This is a genomic window from Belnapia arida, from assembly GCF_016773205.1.
GTDB lineage: Bacteria > Pseudomonadota > Alphaproteobacteria > Acetobacterales > Acetobacteraceae > Belnapia > Belnapia arida.
The window spans coordinates 441,862-462,062 of the sequence record NZ_JAETWB010000002.1; the positions used below are offsets into that span (position 1 = coordinate 441,862).

General features: G+C 69.0%; 20 protein-coding genes and 3 pseudogenes. 13 read left to right on the forward strand and 10 right to left on the reverse strand.

Annotated features, from left to right (window positions below; genetic code table 11):
* Position 1 precedes the first annotated feature (1 nt).
* Both JMJ56_RS09130 and JMJ56_RS09135 read left to right on the forward strand, forming a co-directional pair.
* Positions 2–1,498 (forward strand): sugar ABC transporter ATP-binding protein, encoded by a 1,497-nt coding sequence (locus JMJ56_RS09130; RefSeq protein ID WP_202831310.1) that lies wholly within the window; start codon positions 2–4, stop codon positions 1,496–1,498.
* A gap of 12 nt (positions 1,499–1,510) precedes the next feature.
* Positions 1,511–2,527: an ABC transporter permease gene (locus JMJ56_RS09135; RefSeq protein ID WP_202831311.1), complete on the forward strand. Its 1,017-nt coding sequence runs from the start codon at positions 1,511–1,513 to the stop codon at positions 2,525–2,527.
* 6 nt (positions 2,528–2,533) lie between these two features.
* Here JMJ56_RS09135 and JMJ56_RS09140 read toward each other — a convergent pair whose 3' ends face one another.
* Positions 2,534–3,709, reverse strand: coding sequence for a hypothetical protein (locus tag JMJ56_RS09140; protein WP_202831312.1), 1,176 nt, complete (start codon positions 3,707–3,709; stop codon positions 2,534–2,536).
* A gap of 94 nt (positions 3,710–3,803) precedes the next feature.
* Positions 3,804–4,331, reverse strand: a complete 528-nt coding sequence (locus tag JMJ56_RS09145) for a 2'-5' RNA ligase family protein (protein ID WP_202831313.1) — start codon at positions 4,329–4,331, stop codon at positions 3,804–3,806.
* 518 nt (positions 4,332–4,849) lie between these two features.
* On the opposite strand from JMJ56_RS09145, the gene JMJ56_RS09150 reads away from it, so the two are divergent.
* A complete protein-coding gene (locus JMJ56_RS09150; protein ID WP_202831314.1) occupies positions 4,850–6,193 on the forward strand; it encodes an NAD(P)H-dependent oxidoreductase in 1,344 nt (447 codons plus the stop codon).
* Positions 6,190–6,738, forward strand: a complete 549-nt coding sequence (gene rfbC, locus JMJ56_RS09155) for a dTDP-4-dehydrorhamnose 3,5-epimerase (RefSeq protein WP_202831315.1) — start codon at positions 6,190–6,192, stop codon at positions 6,736–6,738. The genes JMJ56_RS09150 and rfbC overlap by 4 nt, the downstream gene beginning before the upstream one ends.
* A 473-nt stretch (positions 6,739–7,211) precedes the next feature.
* Here the strand turns inward: rfbC and JMJ56_RS35475 are convergent, their stop codons facing one another.
* The 3 genes and pseudogenes from JMJ56_RS35475 to JMJ56_RS09165 all read right to left on the reverse strand — a co-directional run bounded on the left by JMJ56_RS35475 (position 7,212) and on the right by JMJ56_RS09165 (position 9,846).
* Positions 7,212–7,784 carry a sensor histidine kinase gene (locus JMJ56_RS35475; protein WP_407927898.1) on the reverse strand — a complete coding sequence of 191 codons (573 nt, stop codon included), beginning with the start codon at positions 7,782–7,784 and terminating at the stop codon, positions 7,212–7,214.
* A gap of 16 nt (positions 7,785–7,800) precedes the next feature.
* Positions 7,801–9,483 (reverse strand): annotated as a pseudogene (locus tag JMJ56_RS09160) (PAS domain-containing protein); the annotation flags it as partial.
* Between the two features lie 30 nt (positions 9,484–9,513).
* Positions 9,514–9,846, reverse strand: a complete 333-nt coding sequence (locus JMJ56_RS09165; RefSeq protein WP_202831317.1) for a Crp/Fnr family transcriptional regulator — start codon at positions 9,844–9,846, stop codon at positions 9,514–9,516.
* Positions 9,847–9,875: 29 nt separating this feature from the next.
* On the opposite strand from JMJ56_RS09165, the gene JMJ56_RS09170 reads away from it, so the two are divergent.
* The 4 genes and pseudogenes from JMJ56_RS09170 (at position 9,876) to JMJ56_RS09180 (ending at position 11,487) form a co-directional block, all read left to right on the forward strand.
* Positions 9,876–10,589 carry an MFS transporter gene (locus tag JMJ56_RS09170; protein WP_202831318.1) on the forward strand — a complete coding sequence of 238 codons (714 nt, stop codon included), beginning with the start codon at positions 9,876–9,878 and terminating at the stop codon, positions 10,587–10,589.
* The gene (locus JMJ56_RS36180) at positions 10,577–10,699 is read left to right on the forward strand and encodes a hypothetical protein (RefSeq protein WP_268884970.1); all 123 of its coding nucleotides are present in this window, start codon (positions 10,577–10,579) and stop codon (positions 10,697–10,699) included. Before JMJ56_RS09170 ends, JMJ56_RS36180 begins: the two co-directional genes overlap by 13 nt.
* Positions 10,700–10,840: 141 nt before the next feature.
* Positions 10,841–10,972: pseudogene (locus JMJ56_RS35480) on the forward strand (NnrS family protein); the annotation flags it as partial.
* Positions 10,973–11,139: 167 nt separating this feature from the next.
* Complete coding sequence (locus tag JMJ56_RS09180; RefSeq protein ID WP_202831319.1) at positions 11,140–11,487, forward strand: carboxymuconolactone decarboxylase family protein; 348 nt, start codon at positions 11,140–11,142, stop codon at positions 11,485–11,487.
* Positions 11,488–11,559: 72 nt separating this feature from the next.
* Here JMJ56_RS09180 and JMJ56_RS09185 read toward each other — a convergent pair whose 3' ends face one another.
* The 5 genes and pseudogenes from JMJ56_RS09185 to JMJ56_RS09200 all read right to left on the reverse strand — a co-directional run bounded on the left by JMJ56_RS09185 (position 11,560) and on the right by JMJ56_RS09200 (position 13,827).
* On the reverse strand, positions 11,560–12,255 hold the full coding sequence (locus JMJ56_RS09185; RefSeq protein ID WP_202831320.1) for an NnrU family protein: 696 nt from the start codon (positions 12,253–12,255) through the stop codon (positions 11,560–11,562).
* 4 nt (positions 12,256–12,259) lie between these two features.
* A complete protein-coding gene (locus JMJ56_RS36185) occupies positions 12,260–12,511 on the reverse strand; it encodes a molybdopterin-binding protein (protein WP_407927894.1) in 252 nt (83 codons plus the stop codon).
* Positions 12,512–12,596: 85 nt separating this feature from the next.
* Positions 12,597–12,797, reverse strand: a pseudogene (locus JMJ56_RS36190) (hypothetical protein); the annotation flags it as partial.
* Positions 12,798–12,799: 2 nt separating this feature from the next.
* Positions 12,800–13,375: a DUF542 domain-containing protein gene (locus JMJ56_RS09195; protein ID WP_202831321.1), complete on the reverse strand. Its 576-nt coding sequence runs from the start codon at positions 13,373–13,375 to the stop codon at positions 12,800–12,802.
* A complete protein-coding gene (locus JMJ56_RS09200) occupies positions 13,372–13,827 on the reverse strand; it encodes a group III truncated hemoglobin (RefSeq protein ID WP_236037572.1) in 456 nt (151 codons plus the stop codon). Before JMJ56_RS09200 ends, JMJ56_RS09195 begins: the two co-directional genes overlap by 4 nt.
* Before the next feature lie 75 nt (positions 13,828–13,902).
* Between JMJ56_RS09200 and JMJ56_RS09205 the strand changes: the two genes are divergently transcribed.
* The 5 genes from JMJ56_RS09205 to JMJ56_RS09225 all read left to right on the forward strand — a co-directional run bounded on the left by JMJ56_RS09205 (position 13,903) and on the right by JMJ56_RS09225 (position 20,201).
* Positions 13,903–14,352 (forward strand): RrF2 family transcriptional regulator, encoded by a 450-nt coding sequence (locus tag JMJ56_RS09205; RefSeq protein WP_236037573.1) that lies wholly within the window; start codon positions 13,903–13,905, stop codon positions 14,350–14,352.
* Positions 14,353–14,415: 63 nt separating this feature from the next.
* Complete coding sequence (locus tag JMJ56_RS09210; protein ID WP_202831322.1) at positions 14,416–16,842, forward strand: recombinase; 2,427 nt, start codon at positions 14,416–14,418, stop codon at positions 16,840–16,842.
* Between the two features lie 296 nt (positions 16,843–17,138).
* Positions 17,139–17,660, forward strand: coding sequence for a DUF488 domain-containing protein (locus tag JMJ56_RS09215; RefSeq protein WP_236037574.1), 522 nt, complete (start codon positions 17,139–17,141; stop codon positions 17,658–17,660).
* Positions 17,661–17,691: 31 nt separating this feature from the next.
* Positions 17,692–18,417 carry a hypothetical protein gene (locus JMJ56_RS09220; protein ID WP_202831323.1) on the forward strand — a complete coding sequence of 242 codons (726 nt, stop codon included), beginning with the start codon at positions 17,692–17,694 and terminating at the stop codon, positions 18,415–18,417.
* A gap of 473 nt (positions 18,418–18,890) precedes the next feature.
* Positions 18,891–20,201 carry a site-specific integrase gene (locus JMJ56_RS09225; RefSeq protein WP_202831324.1) on the forward strand — a complete coding sequence of 437 codons (1,311 nt, stop codon included), beginning with the start codon at positions 18,891–18,893 and terminating at the stop codon, positions 20,199–20,201.

Below are 20,201 nucleotides of genomic sequence, written 5' to 3' on the forward strand. Positions count from 1 at the left end.
CATGCAGAGCGGCGCGCCCCTGCTCGAGCTGCGGGGCATCAGCAAGTCCTTCGGCGGCGTCACCGCCCTCTCCAGCGTGGATTTCACGCTGGAGGCGGGCGAGATCCATGGCCTGGTCGGCGAGAACGGCGCCGGCAAGAGCACGCTGATGAAGATCATCGCCGGCGTGCACACCAGCTTCGAGGGGGAGATGCGCATCGCCGGCCAGCCGGCGCGGCACCGCTCCGCCCGCTCGGCGCGCGATGCCGGGATCGGCATGGTGCACCAGGAGCTGAGCGTGGTGCCGGAGCTCTCCGTCGCCGAGAATGTCATGCTCGGCGTGCAGCCGGTGAACCGGCTCGGCCTGGTCGACTGGCCGGGGATGATGCGGCGGGCGCGGGCGCTGCTCGCCGAGCTCGGCATCGATGTCGACCCGCGCGTGCCGATCGGCAGCCTGCCGCTCGGCCTGCAGCAGCTCGTCGAGATCGCGCGCGTGCTGTCCTCCGGCGCGCGCATCGTCATCCTCGACGAGCCGACCTCGGCCCTCTCGCCGCCGGAGGTGGAGGTGCTGTTCGGCCTGCTGCGGCGGGTGAGGGACAGCGGGCGGAGCATCGTCTTCATCTCGCACTTCCTCGAGGATGTGCTGGCGATCTGCGACCGCGTCACCTGCTTCCGCAACGGGCGGCTGATCGAGACGGCGCCGGTTGCGGCCATCGACAAGGGCTGGATCATCACCCGCATGATCGGCGCCGGGCATGAGGAGCTGGAGGCGGGCTATACCGGCGAAATCCGCCTCGACAGCAGGCCCGGCGCGCCGGTGGTGCTGGCCTGCGAGGCTGCCTCCGGCCCCGGCTTCCGCGAGGTCTCGCTGGAGGCGCGGGCGGGCGAAGTGCTCGGCATCTACGGCTCGATGGGGGCCGGGCAGCTCGATCTGGCGCGGGCGCTGTTCGGGCGGACGGCGCTGTCGGGTGGGCGGCTCTCGCTCGACGGGCGGCCGCTCGCCTTGCGCAACACCGCGGCGGCGCGGCGGGCGGGCATCGCCTTCGTGCCGGAAAGCCGCCGCAGCATGCTCTTCGCGCAGGAGCCGGTCTACCGGAACGTCTCCATCAGCATCCTTGGCCGCATCTCGCGCCTCTGGGTGAAGCCGGCGGTGGAGCGGGAAATCGCGCAGCGGCAGGTCGAGTCGCTCGGCATCCGCCCGCCCTCGGTGCAGCGGCGGCTCGGCACGCTCTCGGGCGGCAACCAGCAGAAGGTGGCGCTGGCCAAGTGGCTGACACATTTGCCGCGCGTCCTCGTCCTCAGCGAGCCGACGCGGGGGATGGATGTCGGCGCCAAGGAGGAGGTGGTGCGGATCGTCCGCGGCTTGCGCGAGCAGGGCATCGCCATGCTGGTGGTCTCAACCGAGCCGGAGACGGTGCTCTCGCTCGCCGACCGCATCCTCGTCATGAAACGTGGCGAGGTCTGCGAGGAATTCGCCGGCGGCACGGTCAGCAAGGACCGCCTGCTCGCCGCAGCATAGGAAAGAGCATCCATGAGCACGAGCGACAGCGCCGTCCTTCCCCGCAACGGCGGCGGCCTGCGATGGCTCCGGGGCCAGCTCCGCAACATCGCGCCCTTCGCCACGCTGCTGGTGCTGGTGGCGCTGTTCAGCATCGCCAGCCCTTCCTTCGCCACGCTCGACAACGTGGCGAACATCGCGCGGCAGGTGTCGGTCACGGCCATCATCGCCGTCGGCCTCACCTTCGTCATCCTCTGCGCGGAGATCGACCTCAGCGTGGCGAGCGTCGCCAATGCGGTCGGAATCATGGTCGCCTTCTTCACGCTGCAGGACCAGAGCGTGAATATCGCCAATTTCCCGCTGCCGGGGGCGGCCGCCATCGCGCTGGCGCTGCTCGGCAGCGTGGCGCTTGGCGCAGTGACGGCCTTCGGGGTCACGGTGATCGGCATCCCCTCCTTCATCATGACGCTGGCGATGCTGCAGATCGGCGCCGGCATCTGCGCCATGCTGGTGCGCGGGCAGATCGCCTACGCCGTGCCGGCGCCGATCGAGCTGCTCGGCTCGGGCTCGATCGGCCCGGTGCCCTGGATCGTGGTGGTGGCCATCCTCGTGCTGGCGATCGGCCATGTGGTGCTGAGCTACACGCGCTTCGGTCGCTACGTCTACATGGTCGGCGGCAACCGCGAGGCGGCGGAGTATTCCGGCGTCAACGTCAAGCTGGTGCTGGCGGCGGTGCTCATCATCTCCGCCGTCTGTTCGGGAATCGCGGGGATGCTCGGCGTCGCACATTTCGGCAGCGCGCAGCAGGACGAGTTCGACAACTACCTGCTCGATGCCATCTCGGCCGTCGTCGTCGGTGGCACCAGCCTGTTCGGCGGCCAGGGCGGCATCGGCAACACGGTGGTCGGGCTGCTGGTGCTCGGCGTGCTGAACAACGGGCTCGACCACGTCAGGATCGACAGCTTCCTGAAGATCCTGATCCGCGGGCTGATCCTGCTGCTGGCGCTGGTCATCAACGTCTATGCGCAGCGGCTGCGGGCGAAGGCGTGACGACGGTCAGGCCGCGGCGATGAGGGCCGGGCCGGGTGCCGGCGCCACGCGGCGCGGGCCCCGGACGGCCAGGTAGAGCGGGACGATGCCGAGGGCGGCCGGCAGCACCGCGAGCGATGCGGCGGGGCCCGCCCAGGCCACCAGCGCGGCCACCAGCAATCCACTGACGGCGCCGCAATCCCAGCCTGCCTCGAGATTGATCTGGAAGCGGTAGATCGCGCCCGAACGCCGTGCCCGCGCATAGACCGTGCTCATCACCACAGGTCCGTAGAAGCCCGCGATCGCGGCCCCGGTGGCATTCGCCGCGGCCGCGCCAAGCGGCCACCAAGCCGAGGCGGCGCGGAGCGCGAAGCTCGCCGCCAGCGCGGTGCAGGCAAGCAGCAGGTAGCGGTCGCGTTGGCCGCGGTCGATGGCGCGGCCGCAGAACAGGCTCACCGCTGCGCCGGCCAGGCCGGCAACGGCATTGGCAGCGCCGAAGGCCTCGTAATCCGCCCCCATCGACGAGAACAGCAGCATCGGCCAGACGAAGGTGAGGCCGGAGGAGATCCAGCCATCCGCCGCGAAGGTCGCCATGCCGGCCCTGTCGGTGCCGTGCAGCGCCTCGCGCATACGCGGCATCGGCCCGCCCTCGATCCGGCCCAGGCGGGCGAGCGGCAGGATGGAGAGCAGGGAGCAGAAGGCGGCGATCCCGAAATCGGCGGCCTCGCCGAAGGAGGCCAGCAGCAGGCCGCCCGCCAGGGGGCCGACTACCGTCACCAGCGCGCCGACCGTCATCCGCTCGCCGAGCTGGCGGCCGAGCGAGCCCTCCCCGGCCGCAGTGGCCGCCGTGGCGGTGTGGTAGGCGGGCCAGTAGAGCGCCTCGGCCATCGAGACCGCGACGACCCAGGCAAGGAGCCACCCGCTGCTCCGGTCGGCCAGCAGGAGCGGGAGGAAGCCGAGCGCGCCGAGGACCGCGCCGACCTTCATGCCGCCGGCGATGCCGACCCGCCGGACCACTTCGACCGCGAGCAGCCGGATGCCACAGCGGACCGTGAGGAGGCCCGCATAGGTCGCCAGCGCCACGGGCAGCCCGAGGCCGAGCTTGAGCAGATAGGCACCGACGAAGCCACCGGCCATCGCCGTCGCCAGGCCGAACAGGGCGGAATGCAGGGTGAGGAGGCGAAAGGGGCCGAGGTGGGACAAGGCTGGAATCCGTGCGGGAGGCGGCAGGTAGCGCCGTCCTTTCACGGAATCGTGAGCAGAATTTTAACCAAGACGCATCGTTATCATCCTTTGCTTAGGCGAAAGGGAAGGTGCCGGCCGCTTCCCATGGCCCGCCGCGGTAATGCCAGAGCAGCAAGCCGGTCCCGCGTGCGGTGAAGGGGGTGAAGGCCGCGCGCAGGTTGCCATGCAGTGCTCGTGCCGCCTCAGCCGTCACCTTGTTCTGGATGGTGACATGCGGGCGGAGCGGCTGCCGGTCCTGCGGCGTCAGCCAGTCCTGCCAGCCGGCGGCAAGGCCAGCACGTAGCGTCACCAGCCCGGGCGCGCGCAGCCGGTAGGCGACGCCGCGGCCCATCATCCAGACATCCTCCACGGCGAGGTCGAGGCCAGGCTGGCAGCGGCTGGTTTCGGCGAGGCGGGCCGCGATCTCGTCGATCGCCTCGCCGGGGAGGTGATGGAAAAGCGTCAGATGAGCGGCGAGGTGGTTGCGCTCGGGTGGGAAATGGGCCCGGCGCTCGCGGTCGAAGCGGGCTTGGGTGCCGGGATCGAGGGCGAGGGTGAGGATCAGCGGGTCGGGCCTGGCAGAGGATGCGGGCAAGGACATGCGTTCCGAAATCTCCGTCTTGCGCGCTGGATGCCGGTCGGCGCATCGCTGGTGGCGCTGGCGTTCATGCCGTCATTTCCGTCTTCCGTAACCACTGGTAATGGACGGAAATGATAACGGCATTGTTGGTTGGCGCATTGTTTTCATGAGCTATCGTTAATGAGGGAATTAGGGAAGGTAGATGCCGCTGCTGCTGTAGCAGCGCGCAAAAAGGCAGGCCATGAAGCGCCTCCTGAACTCCAGGAATGGTTTGCTCAATTCTACAACATGGCGTCCAGGGATGATGCCGGCCACGGGAAGTAGTGCCCCTGTACAGTCTATGCGTGCATCAGGATGAGGTAAGGCGTGACATTTCCGAGCGGGGACACCGTGGCCCAGGACGCGCTCGTCCTGACGCGGCGCGTGCCATGCCGCCAGCCGATGCACGGGCTGTCAAAGGCCGGTGATGGCCGGGCACAGCATGAAAATTCCGGTAACAACGGGCCTCTGGCGAACCCGGTGATTGAAAAGGAATACAGGTGATCATCGTCGATACCGCGCTTGCTCGTCGTGAGTCCGAGGGCCGGCCTATCCAGGTCGGGATCGTCGGAGCCGGCTTCCAGGGCGCCGCCATCATCCGCCAGATCGTGACCACGACACCCGGCATGCGGGTCGCGGCGGTCGCCAACCGGCATATCGACAAGGCGATCGAGGCCTTCACCGTGCTGGGGATCGAGCCCACCGTCTGCGACAGCCGGTCCGCCATCAATGCCGCCATCGCCCGCGGGCAGCCCGTGGTAACGGAGGATGCGGTAGGCTTGGCCGGCGCCGACGGCATCGACGTGGTGGTCGAAGTCACCGGCTCGATCGATTATGCGGCGGAGGTCGTCCTGGCGGCCATCACTGCGGGCAAGCATGTCGTGCAGATGAATGCCGAACTCGACGGGACGGTCGGGCCCATCCTCAAGCAGCGCGCCGATGCGGCCGGCGTGGTCTACAGCTTCTCCGACGGCGACCAGCCGGGCGTGCAGATGAATCTGTACCGCTTCGTGCGCGGCCTCGGCGTGACGCCGGTGCTCTGCGGCAACATCAAGGGCCTGCACGACCCCTACCGGAACCCCACCACGCAGAAGCCCTTCGCCGAGCGCTGGGGCCAGAAGGCGGCGATGGTGGCCTCCTTCGCGGATGGCACCAAGATTTCCTATGAGCAGGCGATCGTGGCGAACGGCACCGGCTTCAAGGTGGCACGCCGCGGCATGATCGGCCCGGATTTCTCGGGCGGTGACCCCTATGCGCCGCTGGTTCCCCTCGAGGAAACCATCGCCTCCTTCGCGGAGCACCTCTCGGCCGGTGGCCCGGGGATCGTGGACTATGTCGTCGGCGCCCGGCCGGGGCCCGGCGTCTTCGTCCTCGGCACCCATGACGATCCGCGTCAGCAGCATTTCCTGAATCTCTACAAGCTCGGCACGGGCCCGTATTTCTGCTTCTACACGCCGTATCACCTGTGCCATTTCGAGGTGCCCACCTCGGTCGCGCGGGCTGCGCTGTTCGGCGATGCCGTGCTTGCGCCGCGGGGCGGGCCGGAGGTCGGCGTCATCGCGGTGGCGAAGATCGACCTGTCGCCGGGCGACGTGATCACCGAGTTCGGCGGCTACCACGCCTATGGCGTGGCCGAGAACAGCGAGATCATTGCACAGGATCGCCTGTTGCCGCTCGGCATCGCGCTGGGCTGCCGCATCACCCGGCCGGTGGCGAAGGACAGTGTCCTGACCTTCGCCGATGTGGATATCCCGCCAGGCCGCGTCGTGGACAGGCTTTATGCGGAACAGGAGGCGCGCTTTCTGGCCCGCGCGCCGAAGCTGGAAGTTGGAATCGCCTCATGATCTTCCACAAGACGACGCTGCAGGATGCCTGGCTGATCGATATCGAGCCACGGGGCGACGAGCGCGGGATCTTCGCGCGCACCATGTGCCGCGAGGAATTCGCGGCGCATGGCATGGCGCAGGACTTCGTGCAGCAGAACATGTCCACATCGGCCACGGCGGGCACCCTGCGGGGGATGCATTTCCAGCGGGCGCCGCATACCGAGGCCAAGCTGGTGCGCTGCATCCGCGGCGCCATCCTCGACGTGATCGTCGACCTGCGCTCGGGCTCGCCCAGCTACCTCCGGCACGAGGCCTTCGAGCTGACGGCGGAGAACCGCAGGCAGCTCTACGTGCCGCCCGGCTTCGCACATTCCTTCCAGACGCTCGCCGATGATTCGGAGGTGTCCTACCTGGTTTCGGCCGCCTATGCGCCGCAGGCGGAGGGAGGCCTCCGCTACGACGACCCGATGCTCGGCATAGAGTGGCCGCTGCCCATCACGGCCATATCGGACAAGGACGCGAAGTGGCCCTACCTCGTCCAGGGCGGCCCGCCGATCTTCTGAACCGGGCCTGGTATGGGCCGGCGCCCGGGCATTGGGCGTGGTGGCGTGCAGCGAATCAGCGGACGGGGTGAAGCCCATGTGATAGGCGCCGAGGAAGCAATGGCAGGGGCGAAGGCCGTTGGATTCCCGGCGCAAGCGCTGATGCCGCGCCGTTTCGGATTGCCTGCGAACGGGGTGCCGTGACTGTCCTCCTCTCTGCGTGCACCTGCTGAGGAGCGATGCCGATGGTACGCATGTGGCCAGGGTTTCGAAGCTGCAAGTCTAACCTTCGCCGGCACTGACTCCATCCAGTGTCAGATCTCCTTGAGCGTGACGGTCCGGTTTCCCCCGGCGCTTATCCCAAGCATTCCGCCTTATCGCTCGATGGGTCGGCCCCCAGTACGACCCGCCCCGGTCCACGGGATTGCGCGGCACGGCTTCGTCCGTGCCGGCGGCGGGACGCCGCCGTAGGTCGCCGGGTCGGCGAGCCGCCGTCACCCAGCGGCAGGGAGGTGTGGCTCCGGCCCCGGTGGGTCGGATTCCCGCGTGAGGGTCAGCCTGACCTTGGTCCCCCTGCCGGGACAGCTCTCGACGCTGACCCGCGCGCCGACCTGGCGCGCCAGCGACCTCACCAAGGCCGAGCCAAGTCCCGACCGCGTTCCGGGACTGTCCAGTGGCATGCCGCGGCCCCCATCTTCGACCGTGAGCACAACGAGGCCATCCCGCTCCTCGACGGTGGCCTCGACCGCGCCCTGCCCACCGTCCGGGTAGGCATGCTTGATGGCATTGCTGAGCAGCTCGCTGGCGATCAGGCCGATGGGAATGCCGCGCTCGGCATCCATGTTCACTCCGGCGTGGCTCGCGCACCGCACCGCGACCTTGGGCGACAGCGAGCCGAGGTGCTCGGTCAGGTCGGTCAGAACCCTGCACAGATCGACCGTCCGCAGATCGGAACTGCGGTAGAGGCTGCGGTGCGCCTCGGCCACGGCCATAACCCGCGACATGGCCTTCTCGAGCGCCTCGGCGGCGGCCGGCTCGGCCGTCCGCTGCGCCTGGAGCCGCAGCAGGCTGGACGACGTCCCACCACTTCGGGTTCCCCCTGGCGGTCGGGCAGAGCGCCTCGAAGCGGTCTGCCTCGCCGGACAGCGCCCTCGTCACCGCCTTCCGGACCCGCGCCCGGCTGTCCTCCGGCCAGAGCGAGGCCCACTCGCGTCCCCGAAACTTCTCGAAGTCGTCGATCTCCATGAGGCACAGGCCATTGGCGTTCATGAAGGAAAGCGTGCCGTCCGGCTCGACCACCTTGGTGCAGTCGGTGCTCCCGTCCAGCACCGAGCGGAGCAAGGCGGCGTCGTCATGCTCCCCCGTCCACCCCTGGCCCTGCGCCAGGTCGCCCACCAGGCAGGTGACGTCGATGTTGATGCCCCGCATGCGCACCGGCGTGCCGTCCGGTGCGGCCCTGAGCACCCGCCCCAGGGCGGCCAGCCAGCGCTCGGCACCGTCGTCAGCCCGCCGGATGCGGAACAGGGTGCGGTAGCGGTGCCCGGACGCGGCCCAGCCTTGGCGCGCCGCGTCGAACAGCAGGTCGCGGTCATCCGCGTGCACCAAGTCCAGCCACCGCTCGAGCGTGGGTGCCCCCTCCCTCTCGGGCACGCCGTGCAGGGCGAACTGCTCCGGGGACCAGACCTGCCGCCTCGTGTCGCGGTCCCACTCCCAGGTGCCGAACTCGGCGACCTCCTGCATCGCCCGCAGCCGTGCCTCGCTCTCGGCCAACCGAATTTCGGCCCGCTTGCGCTCGGTCAGGTCCAGGTCGATGCCGACCATGCGCACCGGGCGGCCCGCGGCGTCGCGCTCGACGGTGGCGCGCGACAGCACCCAGCGCTCTCCGCCATCGGCCCGGAGCATGCGGAATTCGATGTCGTACGCCGCCTCGCACGCAAGCGCCCGACCGATGGCAGCCTCGACCCGCGCCAGGTCGTCGGGATGGACCAGCTTCCGGAACGCCTCGACGGTGCCGCCGAAGGAGCCCGGCGCCATGCCGCATGCCTCGGCCAGCCCCTCCGACCACTCGACGGCACCGGTGGTGACGTTGAAGTCCCAGAAGTACATGCGGCCCGCGCCGATCGCGAGCCGCATCTGCTCCGCCCGGCGCCGGAGTGCCGTGGTGGCCGCCTCGGCCTCCTGCCGGGCCCCGACTTCGGCCGTGATGTCCCGCAGGATGACCAGCACCGCGCCGAGGTCACCGTCGGTGTCCGGCAACGGGTGGTGGTCCATGTCCCACCAGCTTTCCGGGTCACCAGTGCGGAGGACGGCGCGGACGGCCTTGCTGGAGATGCTCCGTCCCGAGGACCGGGCCTCGGCGAGCCGCGCCAAGCCACCACAGGCGATGACGCCGGGGAACAGGTCGGCCACCTTCCGGCCGATGATGTCGGCCCCCTCCATCCCGGCCAGAGCGCGATAGCTGCGGTTGGCGTAGACCACCCGCCAGTCCGGGGCGAGCAGCACCGCGATCGGATCGGGCACCGCCTCGGAAATGCGGCGCAGGAGCAGGTGGGTGGTAGGGGAGAGGACGGGCTGGTGGCTCACAGCGGGTTTCCTTTCTCCCAGGACGTTGGCGTGGGCAGGCGGCCGCACAGGCGCGAGCGACCCGCGGCCGCAATGTAAGTTCCCGGAACCAAAATGAAAGCCATTTCTGGCACCCGCGCGGAGCACGGCGTGCCTGGCCCAAGGTTGCCCTGCTGGTGATCGAGAGGTGCTTCCGCGGGCCATGGCCCTCTTGGAAGCCTATCTCGCGCCGGCCTACAGAAGGCGAGCGCGATCGACCACGTGGGCCTCGCGCGGCGACATGCGGATGACGCCCGGCGCCTCAAGTGCGTTGAGCGTCCGCGAGAGGGTTTCCAGTGTCATGCCAAGCCGGGCGGCGATGACCGTCCGCGGTTCCGGCCGCGCGGCCACGCCCGCGCCCGCCTCCTCCGGAACGCGTCGGGCCAGGAACCTCGCCACGCGCCGCTCGGAGGAGCGCAGCTTCAGGTCCACCACCTGGTCCACCATCAGGCGCCAGTGGCGCGAGAGGAGCTCGATGGTCGCCCGCCCCAGCGCCGGATCCTGGGTGATGCCCTCCCCGGGAGGCATCGGCCGGAATCATCAGCAGCCGCACGTCGGTGAGAGCGGCCCCGAGGCGAGGTAGGACAGCCCGAGAATGGCGTCCGTCGCGTCTTCGCGCTGATGATGCTGGCCGCGGCCGCCGCCACCTGAATGCTCTCTACGCGCACGACTACACGACCTTCCTGCTCGCCGCGCTCGGCGTCGGCATCGCGGGAGGCTCGTTCTCGGTCGGCGTCGCCTACGTCTCGAAGTGGTACCCGAAGGAGCGCCAGGGTACCGCGCCCAGCATCTTCGGCGCGATGATGGCGCCGCTGGCGAACATCCATGTCTGGCGCTTCGCGCTCTACTACTTCTTCGTCTTCGGCGGCTTCGTCGCCCTCGCCCTCTGGCTGCCGCGCTTCTACGTGAGCGTCTACGGGCTCGACATCGTCATTGTGGGCATGCTGGGCGCCGCCTACTCCATCCCCGGCTCGCTGTTCCGGGTACTAAGCGGCACGCTGAGCGGCCGCTACGGCGCGGCGGGTGATGTAGTGGACCTTCATTGGCTCCACCGTCTGCTGCTTGCTGCTGAGCTACCCCGGCACGCACTACGTGTTGCGCGGCATCCGCGGCCCGATCGAGTTCGACCTTGCCATCGGCTTCCTGCCATTCATGGGGCGGACCATGACGCTCGACTTCTTCATGAGCCTGGGCAAGGCCGCGGTCTACAAGCACGTCCCCCGTTTGCTACCCCGGTCGCGTCGGCTCGGTGCGCGGCGTGGTCGGCCTGATCGGCGACCTGGGCGGCTTCATCCTGCCCATCGCCTTCGGCGCCATGAACGACCTGATCGGCGTCTGGACGAGCTGCTTCATGCTGCTCGTCGCCGCCAGCTTGGCCTGAATGCACCTCGCCATCCGACGCATGGAACGAGCCGAGCACCCCGAGTTGCGCGCCCTACGCGACCTGCCGGAGGCAGCCGCCGTCGCCAACCCGAACCCCACCCCCGCCGCACGCGCGCCGGGCGGCTGCGCCGTGGCCCTGATGATCCTGGCGGTCATGCCCCGGGCGACGCTCGGCCATACCGGACACCTGCTTGTCGCCGCGCCCGCCATGCTGGCGGCCTGGGCGCTGCTTCCCGCGGCGGTGCTGCTGCGCGCCTACGGCCCGGCGGTTCTGCCGGGCCCGCTTGCCCCATGCCGCCGCGGGGGCGCTCTGGGTGCTGGCTTTCGGGCTGTTCCTGCTGGCGCATGGGCCGATGCTGCTGCGGCCGCGGGCGGACGGGAAGCCCGGGTGACGCTGCCGCGTTCTCCGCGGCGTTCAAGGAACAGGAGGCGGGGTCGATGCAGCAGGATGAGGAACTTCCCGCCGCGGCGGGGCAGGTGGCGCGGTCCTACCCGGAGCTCTACCGGGCCTACGCCGCCCTCGGCGAGGCCTGCGCCAAGGCGGGGCCTGTCGAGGGGGAGGCGCTCCGGCTGGTGAAGCTGGCGCTCGCCATCGGTGCCGCGTCGGAGGGCCGCGTGCACTCGCATTGCCGCCGCGCGCTGGAGGAGGGCGTGCCGAAGGAGGCGTTGAAGCAGGTGGCGCTGCTGGCCATCCCGACCCTCGGCTTCCCGCGCGCGGTCGCGGCGCTGACTTGGATCGAGGACATCACCGACGACCGACGAGGCCCGGCGCAGCCCCGCGGCTGACGCAGCTTGGCCGAGCCGGCGGCCGCCGGCTCGGCCCCGCCGCCGGATTTCTAACCGCAACATCCGCCGGGGTCAGGGCGGCAGCGGCGTGACCCCGATGATCGGTCCGTGCAGCACGAGAAGGGCAAGCCATAGCAGCGTCGCCGCAACCAGGCGCTGGGAAGAGGGAAGGGTAGCGGGTCGCCATCGTCCGGAGGCCAGCGCCGCGCCGGGCCAGAAGGCGGTGCGGCGGGCGAGCCGCGCCCATGCCTCCGCGCCGAGCTGACGCCTGCGACGCCGGTCGAGGGCGCGCATGCCGAGGAGCGCGAACCCCGCGAAGCCGCCGAAGAGCAGCAGGTGCGCGAGGTCGCCGTTCGGCACGGCGTGCGCCCCGGCCCAGAGCGCGATGGCCCAGAGCAGCGGGTGTCGGGTGAATCCCACGACGCCAGGGTGCTCCGGGTCGTACCCGGCCGTGCGGCCGCCGAGGGAGAGCGGGTTCGGCGCGGCCGTTCCGAAGGCCACCAGCAGGCAGGCCAGCGGCACGGCGAGGTTCGGCATCCACCACTGCCACGGCGCCGCGTCCCAGATCGCCAGGTAGGGCGCTCGTCCGCTGGCCGCGACCAGCCAGGCCAATGCCGCCACCGAGAGGAGGCTGTAGAGCACGAGGTAGCCGCGCTCGCCGAGCGCCCCGGCGATGCGTTGGCGCAACGCGGGGCGCGCGGGCAGAGCGTGGGAGAGAAGGAAGAGGCCGAAGGCCCCGGCGAACTCGCCCCAGCCCCCCACGCTCATTCCCTCAGGCCGCCTTGGGGCGGAAGGCGACGCAGGCGGCCGGGTCCGTCTCCAGCCGCGGCCCGCCGATCAGGTCGATGCAATAGGGTATGGCCGGGAAGACTGCATCTAGGCACTCCGCGATGGCCGAGGGCTTGCCGGGCAGGTTCACAATCAGGCTGCGCCCCCGCGTGCCCGCCGTCCGGCGCGAGAGGATGGCGGTCGGCACGGCGCGCAGCGAGACCGCTCGCATCAGCTCGCCAAATCCCGGCAGCATGCGGTCGGAGACCGCCTCGGTGGCCTCGGGGGGTGACGTCGCGCGGCGCCGGTCCGGTGCCGCCGGTGGTCCCGATGAGCGGGCGGCCCTCGAGGTCGGCGAGGTCGCGCAGCGCCGCCTCGATCTCGGCCCGCTCGTCCGGCACCAGGCGCCGCACCGGGTGCCAGGACGTGGCGAGGATGCGGGCGAGGGCAGCCTCGATACCCGGGCCTCCCCGGTCCTTATACTCGCCGCGGCTGGCGCGGTCGGAGACGGTGACCACGCCGATAGCGACGGACGCCGCCACGCTCAGGCCCCGAAGCGCGGGAACAGGGCGTTGTTCTCCGGGTGGATGTGCTCCATCAGGTCGTCCGTCAGCTTGCGGGTGCCAGCATAGAGCGCCCGCCAGGTGTTGCAGGCGCCCGCCGGCGGCACGCCGCCCGTGGTCAGGGCGTCGAGGGTGCGGAGCTGGGCGCCGTGGCTGTCGTGCTCGTGGCGCATCATGCCGATGGGATGGCCGATCATCGGGTGGCCGCCGCGACGCATGAGGGGGAACAGAACCTGCTCCTCCTTCTGCATGTGCTCCAGCTCGGGCAGCTCGCGCCGGTGGGTGGCGTGGTAGCGGGTCTCGATCAGCGCGATCAGCTCCTCGGTCGCCTCAGGCGCCATGGCCCCGCCCGGCACCAGGGCCGCCAGCTCCTCTTCCACCGCGCCTAGGTCGGCCCCGGGCGCCGCGACCGCCTCGGCCAGCGGGGCCTGGCCGCCGCAGCAGACGTCGATCTTGTGAAGCCGGAAAACTGCCGTCGCGCCAGGCAGGCTGGCGGCGAACCCGGCGACCGGCCGGGCGGCATAGGCGCCGGCGGCCGGGGCGAGGGTCTCGGTCATGACTGCACTCCTAGCGCCCTCGGGCTCCCTCTGGCCGGCAGCGCGAGGGGGATCAGCCCCATCTCTAGGCTGCGGGCGATGCGGCGGGCGCGCTCGAGCATGTGCCCGGCGCCTTCCTCAGTGAAATGCACCCGCGCCGTCTCCTCGAAGAGGGCGAGCCAGCGGGCGAAATGGGCGGGGGTCAGGGCCAGATGCGCGTGCGCCTGCATGGGCTGGCCGTGGTAGCCGCCGGTCATCAGCGCGACCGATCCCCAGAACCGGGTGAGGGTGGCGATGTGCCGCTCCCAGTCCGCGACGCCGGCGAAGGCGGGGCCGAGCAGCGGGTCCTGCCGGGCGGCGCCGTAGAAGGCGCGCAGGAAGGAGCCGATGGCCTCCTCGCCGAGGCCGGTGCGGGCCGCGATCTCACCGGTGAGGGCGGCGCGGCGCTCGGGAGTTTCCGGGATGGCGTTCAAACTTGTATCTCCAACTCCAGTTACTTTCGTGCTGGATTGTGGTACCGTCAATACCAGATTCGAGGAGTCCTCCGGTTGCGCCTGCTCGCCTCCACCGACATCGCCCTGCGCCTGCTGATGCGGCTCGCCGCCGAGCCCGGCCGGGTGCGCACGGCCGAGGAGCTCTCGGCCGAGGTCGGCGCGCCCCGCAACCACCTGCACAAGATCATCCAGGACTTGGCCGGGGCAGGGCTGGCGCGGACCCTTCGCGGCGCCCGCGGGGGCGTGTTGCTGGCCCGGCCGGCGGCGGAGATTCGCATCGGCGAGGTGGTCCGCCTGCTGGAGGAGGGGCAGGCGCTGGTCGAATGCTTCCGGCCGGATGGCGGCGCCTGCTGCCTGTCGGCGGATTGCCGCCTGCGCGGCGTGCTCGCGCGGGGGCGTGCCGCATTCCTCGCGGAGCTCGACGCGGCGACGCTCGCGGACTGCCTGCCCGGATCGCTGGTCGGGCTGCGTTCTCTATATGTAGTGGGTGACAGTCCCTCGTAATATCCATATTATGTGTTTGTCGACTCGCCGACGGTGGCGGACGGCGAGAACAGAGACGCCCTGATGGATGGTTACCTCTCCCGCGCCCCCGAGGCGCGGCACGCCCCAAGCCCCGGCGCGAGCTTCGGCACCCTGCCGGTGCCGGCCCGCGTCCTCGACCCCGGCATGGGGCTGGCCGTCGCCCGGCGCACCGTGTTCCGCGTCGCCGACGGGGAAGATTTCGGCCGCGTGGCCGACCGCGTGGCTGCGGGCAACATGACCTTGCTCGGCGAGGCGGCGGACCCGGCCGAGCAGGCACGGCTGCGCAACGCCATCGCCTCCGGGGCCCTCATCACCTCCGGGCGGCACCTTCAGCACGGCGACGTGGGCCAGCCTGGGCGGAACATGGAGGTCTTCACCAACTGTTCGACGGCCAACGTATCCTTCAGCCTGTTCTACCTGCTCCTGAATGGCAGCGGCGTCGGCCGGGCCTATGACGACGAGCTGGTCGTGGTGGACTGGGGCCAGGCGCCGCGGCTGCTGCTGCGCCTTGATCCCGCGCATCCCGACCGGCCGCGCACGCGCGCCGACCTGCACCGCTTCGGCGCCGAGTTCGGCCTCCTGCCCTGGGGCACCAGGCTGGACGCCTTCTCCGAGGCGCAGGAGGCGGAGGTGCGCGATTGGATCAGCCGCGAGTTCCTCGGCGACGCGGAGGGGCTGCCGCCCGGCGCCATCCGTCATGAGATCGTCGACAGCCGTGAGGGGTGGGGCAAGGCGGTCGAACTCGTGGAGAGCCTGGCCTTCGAAGGCGCCGCCGACCGCACCCTGCTGCTCGACTTCTCGGCCGTCCGCCCGCGCGGCGCCCCGATTGCCGGCATGCAGGGCCGCCCGGCCTCGGGTCCGCTCTCGCTCATGCGCGCCTTCGTCAACCTGCGCCACCAAGTGATCGAGCCCGCCCGGCATCGCGCAGCCGATGACGAGGCCCTGCAGCCCTGGGAGCAGGCGCTGCTGGTGGACCACCACCTCTCGGTCGAGGTGCAGGTGGGCGGCGCCCGCCGCGCCGCGCGCATGGCGTCCAAGTCCTGGCGCGACCCCGGCATCCTGCGCTTCATCCGCGCCAAGTCCGAGGGCGGGCTGTGGACCGCCAACAATTCCGTCATGGTGGACGCCGGGTTCTGGGAGGGCGTGCGCGCCGCCCGTGCGGGCAGCGCCGATCCCTGGCACCGCCACGCGCTCGCGGTGTTCGACGAGGCGACGCGCTGCGCCTACATCAATGGCGAGCCCGGCTTCATCAACGGCGACAAGCTCGAGGACGCGCGCACCGGCGACGCTTGGCGCAAGCCGGTGCACGAGGACGGACGCGACGTGCGCTCCGCCCGCTACCGGGCCGACCTCGCCGTGCCGCTACTGGCCGAGCTGGCGCGCCGGGCGCAGTCGGCGCGCTTCCCGGCGACGACCAACCCCTGCGGCGAGATCACCCTGCATGTCACCGGCGGCTACTGCGTCATCGCCGACTTCGCGCCCCTGTTCGCCTGCCCCGCCGGCCTCGACACGGTCACGCCCGGCCTTGTGCCGGACGAGCTCGCCGCCGAGTGGGATGCGCGGGTGGAGGACAGCGTCCGCCTCGGCGTCCGCTTCCTGATGCGCGCCAACACCATGGACGCCCTCTACGCCGAGGAGGTGCGGCGCACCAACCGGATGGGGATCGGCCCGACGGGTCTGCACGAGTGGGCCTGGATGCGCTGGGGCCTGGACTTCGAGGACCTGCTGGACGAGGCGCGGTCCGCCTCGTTCTGGGCCATGCTGGCTCGGCTGTCGGCGGCGGCGAAGGATGAAGGCATCGCCTACGCCACGGAGCTCGGCCTCGAGGCGCCCGTTACCGTCACGACGGTCAAGCCCGCGGGGACGACCAGCAAGCTCTTCGGCCTGACCGAGGGCGCCCACCTGCCGGCCCGGCGGCAGTACCTGCGCTGGGTCCAGTTCAGGGGTACGCGCGACGGCACCGGCGCCTGGGCCGCCGACAGCGACCCATTGCTGCCGGACTACGAGGCCCGCGGATACCCGATGCGGGTGCTGCGCTCCTTCCCCGGCATGTCCGTGGTCGGCTTTCCCACTCTGCCGCTGATCCAGCGCCTCGGCATCGGCGAGCGTCTGGTGACCGCGCCGGATGCTTCGCCCGAGGACCAGTACCGCTGGCTGGCGCTGCTGGAGCGGCACTGGATCGGTGCCGAGCGGGGCAACCAGGTTTCCTACACGCTCAAGGTCTACACCGACCGCCACGACCTGGAGGCGTTCCGCGAGATGCTGCTGGAGCACCAGCCGCGCATCCGCTGCTGCGCGATCCTGCCGAGCCGGCCGGATCACGCGCTCGGCTACGAGTATCTCCCCGAGGAGGAGGTGCCGTTGGAGCGCTTTACCGCGCTGGTCGAGGACATCCGCGACCCGGCGCTGCACGAGGCGATCGACCTCGCCCATCTGCAATGCGCCTCGGGCGTCTGCCCGATCTTGTGAGGAATGCGCCGGACTCTGTAAATAGAGAGCCCGGATGTCGTTGATCGACATGCGGGTTCTGGTTTACGAACGCTACAATATCCGGCTGCGGAATATTTGCTTCGGGTGGATCCGACAATCTGTCAAAAGGCCACTCCTGCCTCCAGGCACAGCGGATTCCCTGGCGCATCATGCAGGTGAGCCGAGACATGGAGGGTTTCTGGAGCGTCCCCACGGACGTGCGGCAGGCTTGAAGGCCGCGCGGCCCGGATCGGTTCAGGCGTTAGTCGCGTTGACATGCGGAGGCTGCCGACGCCATGACCTGGTTCATGACAAAGCGGCAGGCAGGTTTTCTGGCGACGATCGGCTATGAAGGAGTCGTGCTCGACGAATTCATCGCCGCCCTCAAGGAGGAGGGCATCAAGCGGTTACTCGATGTCCGAGAACTCCCGCTCTCGCGCCGCCGCGGCTTCTCGAAGACGGCACTTTCCGCTGCTCTCGCCGATGCTGGAATCGACTACGTCCACTTACGTGGTCTGGGCGATCCAAAGCCGGGCCGAGATGCTGCCCGTAGCGGCGACATGGCCCTTTTCCGCAAAATTTTCCGCAGGCACATGCGGTCTGAGAGGGCCCTCGCGGACCTGGCAATAGCCTCACACTTGGTCGCTGATAAGGTCTCTTGCTTGATGTGCTTCGAGCGGGACCATAACGGGTGCCATCGCAGCATTGTCGCAGATGCCATCTCTGCTACCCTGCCAGTTAAAATAAGGCACCTGCGAGTCGCCAGTGCATCCAAAAAGTCCGTCTCTAACGAAGTCTCAGCCTTCGAACTCGCTTGAGAGAAGTGGGCGCGAGAAGGTCTTAGTCCTGGTGAAGGCCCTCCCTCATGTCGGCCAGCGCCACGGAGAGACAGTCTGCTGCGCTGGCGTCACTATGGACGGCCAGTGGCGGCGGCAATACCCCATTCATTTCCGCCGTCTACGGGACAACCAGTTTAGCCGTTGGCAGTGGATTGAGTACGACTGGATCGCTCCTGGCCCTGAGGACCAGAGACGTGAGAGTCGTCGGGTTCAAGAAGAGACAATTGAGGTCGGCGAGGTAATGCCCGAGCGTGAGAGGGCACAGTTCCTTGAACCGATAATAACCGGCTCAACCAAAGAAGCTGCGGCCAAAGGCATGAGCCTCACTCTTGTCCGGCCGATTTCGGTCCGATTTCGATGGAAGGCAAAGACAGAGAAGCAGATCGCCGAGGAACGGGCAGCCTACGAAGATGCCGCCCGCCAGAAATCCTTCCTCGATCCGGACCTGACGGCGCTGAATCCCTGCCCCTATGCTTTCCACTTCGACTGGACCGACGCTGAAGGAAAGACACACAAGGCAACCTGTGACGACTGGGAGACCGCAGCGACGTACTATCGACGCGAGAGGACGATGGGGGCCAAGGCCGCACTGGCCGACTTGGAGAAGACCTTTGGGGCGGAATACCCCGCCCGTGGGATGGCCTTCGCTATGGGCACGCACTCGCGCCGTGCCGAGCAATGGCTCCTGGTCGGGGTGTTGCGACTGGACCGGGTAAGCCAGTTGTCGCTGTTCTGACGCCGCCCCAAGCACAATGAGTGGCGCGGCCGTTCAGGCGACAATCTCGTGGTCCCACACCTGACCTTGGATCAGGCGGCCTTGGCGAATTGCGATCACGAAAATTTCGCGATAGAGTGAATGGATTCACTTTGACCCGACTCGGTCTGATCAGGCCAATTCGCCACATGCCTTTCAATCGCGCCCTGCTGACGGCAGCTTCTGCCCGGACCTTCGTCCGGACGCTGCGCGCGTACATAGGCTGATCTCCTGAGATTTGGCCGCGGGTCGCCCTCATAGGCGACTCGCAGTTCAACAGGCGCCCGAGGCGCCTGCTCGGAGATCGCCCCCTTGCAATCCCAAGAAAGAAACCCGTGGCTCGCCACGGTTGCTGACACGCGCCTCCAGCGTCTGGCGCGTCGCCCGCTCGCGCGCCGCTGCCTGTACTTGGCACGATCCGCTTCGTTGGAACCGCAGAAGGGGAGTGTTCCCTAATGCGGGAGGCAGTGCACAACCCACTTCAGATCCGCTGGGCAAAGTTCTCGACCGGCGAACGCATGCCCTTCCTCGTCACCAGAGTCGACGGGCTTCCGCTAGAGGCGGTCATCGATTGGATCATCGCTCAGCGACGCACCTACAAGCAGGCACGGACCCTCGAAGCTGATCTTGAGAACCTGCAGTACCTGTACCTTTGGGCTGATGCGGAGAACATCGACCTCTCAGCGCGGGTGGTGAGCGGCCGCTTCTTCACCGACGAAGAACTTCGGAGCCTCCTGCGGTTCAGCGGCTGGCGCCTTTGGCGCGCGTTGGAGGAGATTGCTGAGAACCGGTTCTTGACCGGACGGTGTCCCCTCCCATCCAGGCCTACCAGGGTCGACGTGCTGCGGCGTCCTCCGGATTACGTTGGCCTCTCGGTGAAGCGGAACCGGTTACAGACTATTCACGCCTTCCTAGAGTTCAACAGCGGCGGGTACGAAAAGAGGATGGCGGTCCACGCCGGCCACGACACACGAGCTGCGTATGCCTCGCAACGTTTGTCCTGCCTGAAGAGGATCGCATCCGAATACAAGGAGATCCCTGTTGGCACAGACGTGCCTCGGAAGGGAATCTCCGAGGCACACCAACTCCAGCTGCGTGCAGTCATCGAGCCGGACCACCCGGATAATCCCTGGGAGCCTGCGGTCAGGGTCAGGAACCGGCTGATCGTGTTGATGCTCCTCGACCTTGGAATCCGAAGGGGCGAACTCCTGGTAATCAGGACCCAGGATCTGACTTTCACAGCAAGCCGGTGCGCTGTTGCCGTCCATCGCCGGCCCGACGATCCCCTCGACCCACGAACCACGCAGCCCGCTACGAAGACCTTCCCAAGGCAGCTAAGCGCGGGAGGGCGTCTCTCTGGCCTCTTGCACGAATACATCACAGAGATTCGGCGAAAGCTGCCTGGTGCGCGTCGGCACCCCTTCCTCCTCGTCAATAGCCGGGCCGGCGGCCCGCTGTCTGTGTCGAGCGTGAACAAGCTGTTCTCCGCGCTGCGTAAGCGCGTCACAGGCCTGCCTGCGGAACTGACGCCACATGCGATGCGGCATACTTGGAACGACCGCTTTTCAGAGCAAGCCGAACGGAAGGGACTTGCGCCCGAACGAGAGGAGAAGCTCCGGAAGCACCAAATGGGATGGAGTCCGAGGTCGCAGATGGCCGGGCGGTACACCCGACGGTACGTCGAGCGAGAGGGGAACAAGCTGTCCGTGGAAATGCAGGAAGGGCTGGGTGCGCTTCTATCCGTCCTCACCAAGGAAGAAGAGTGA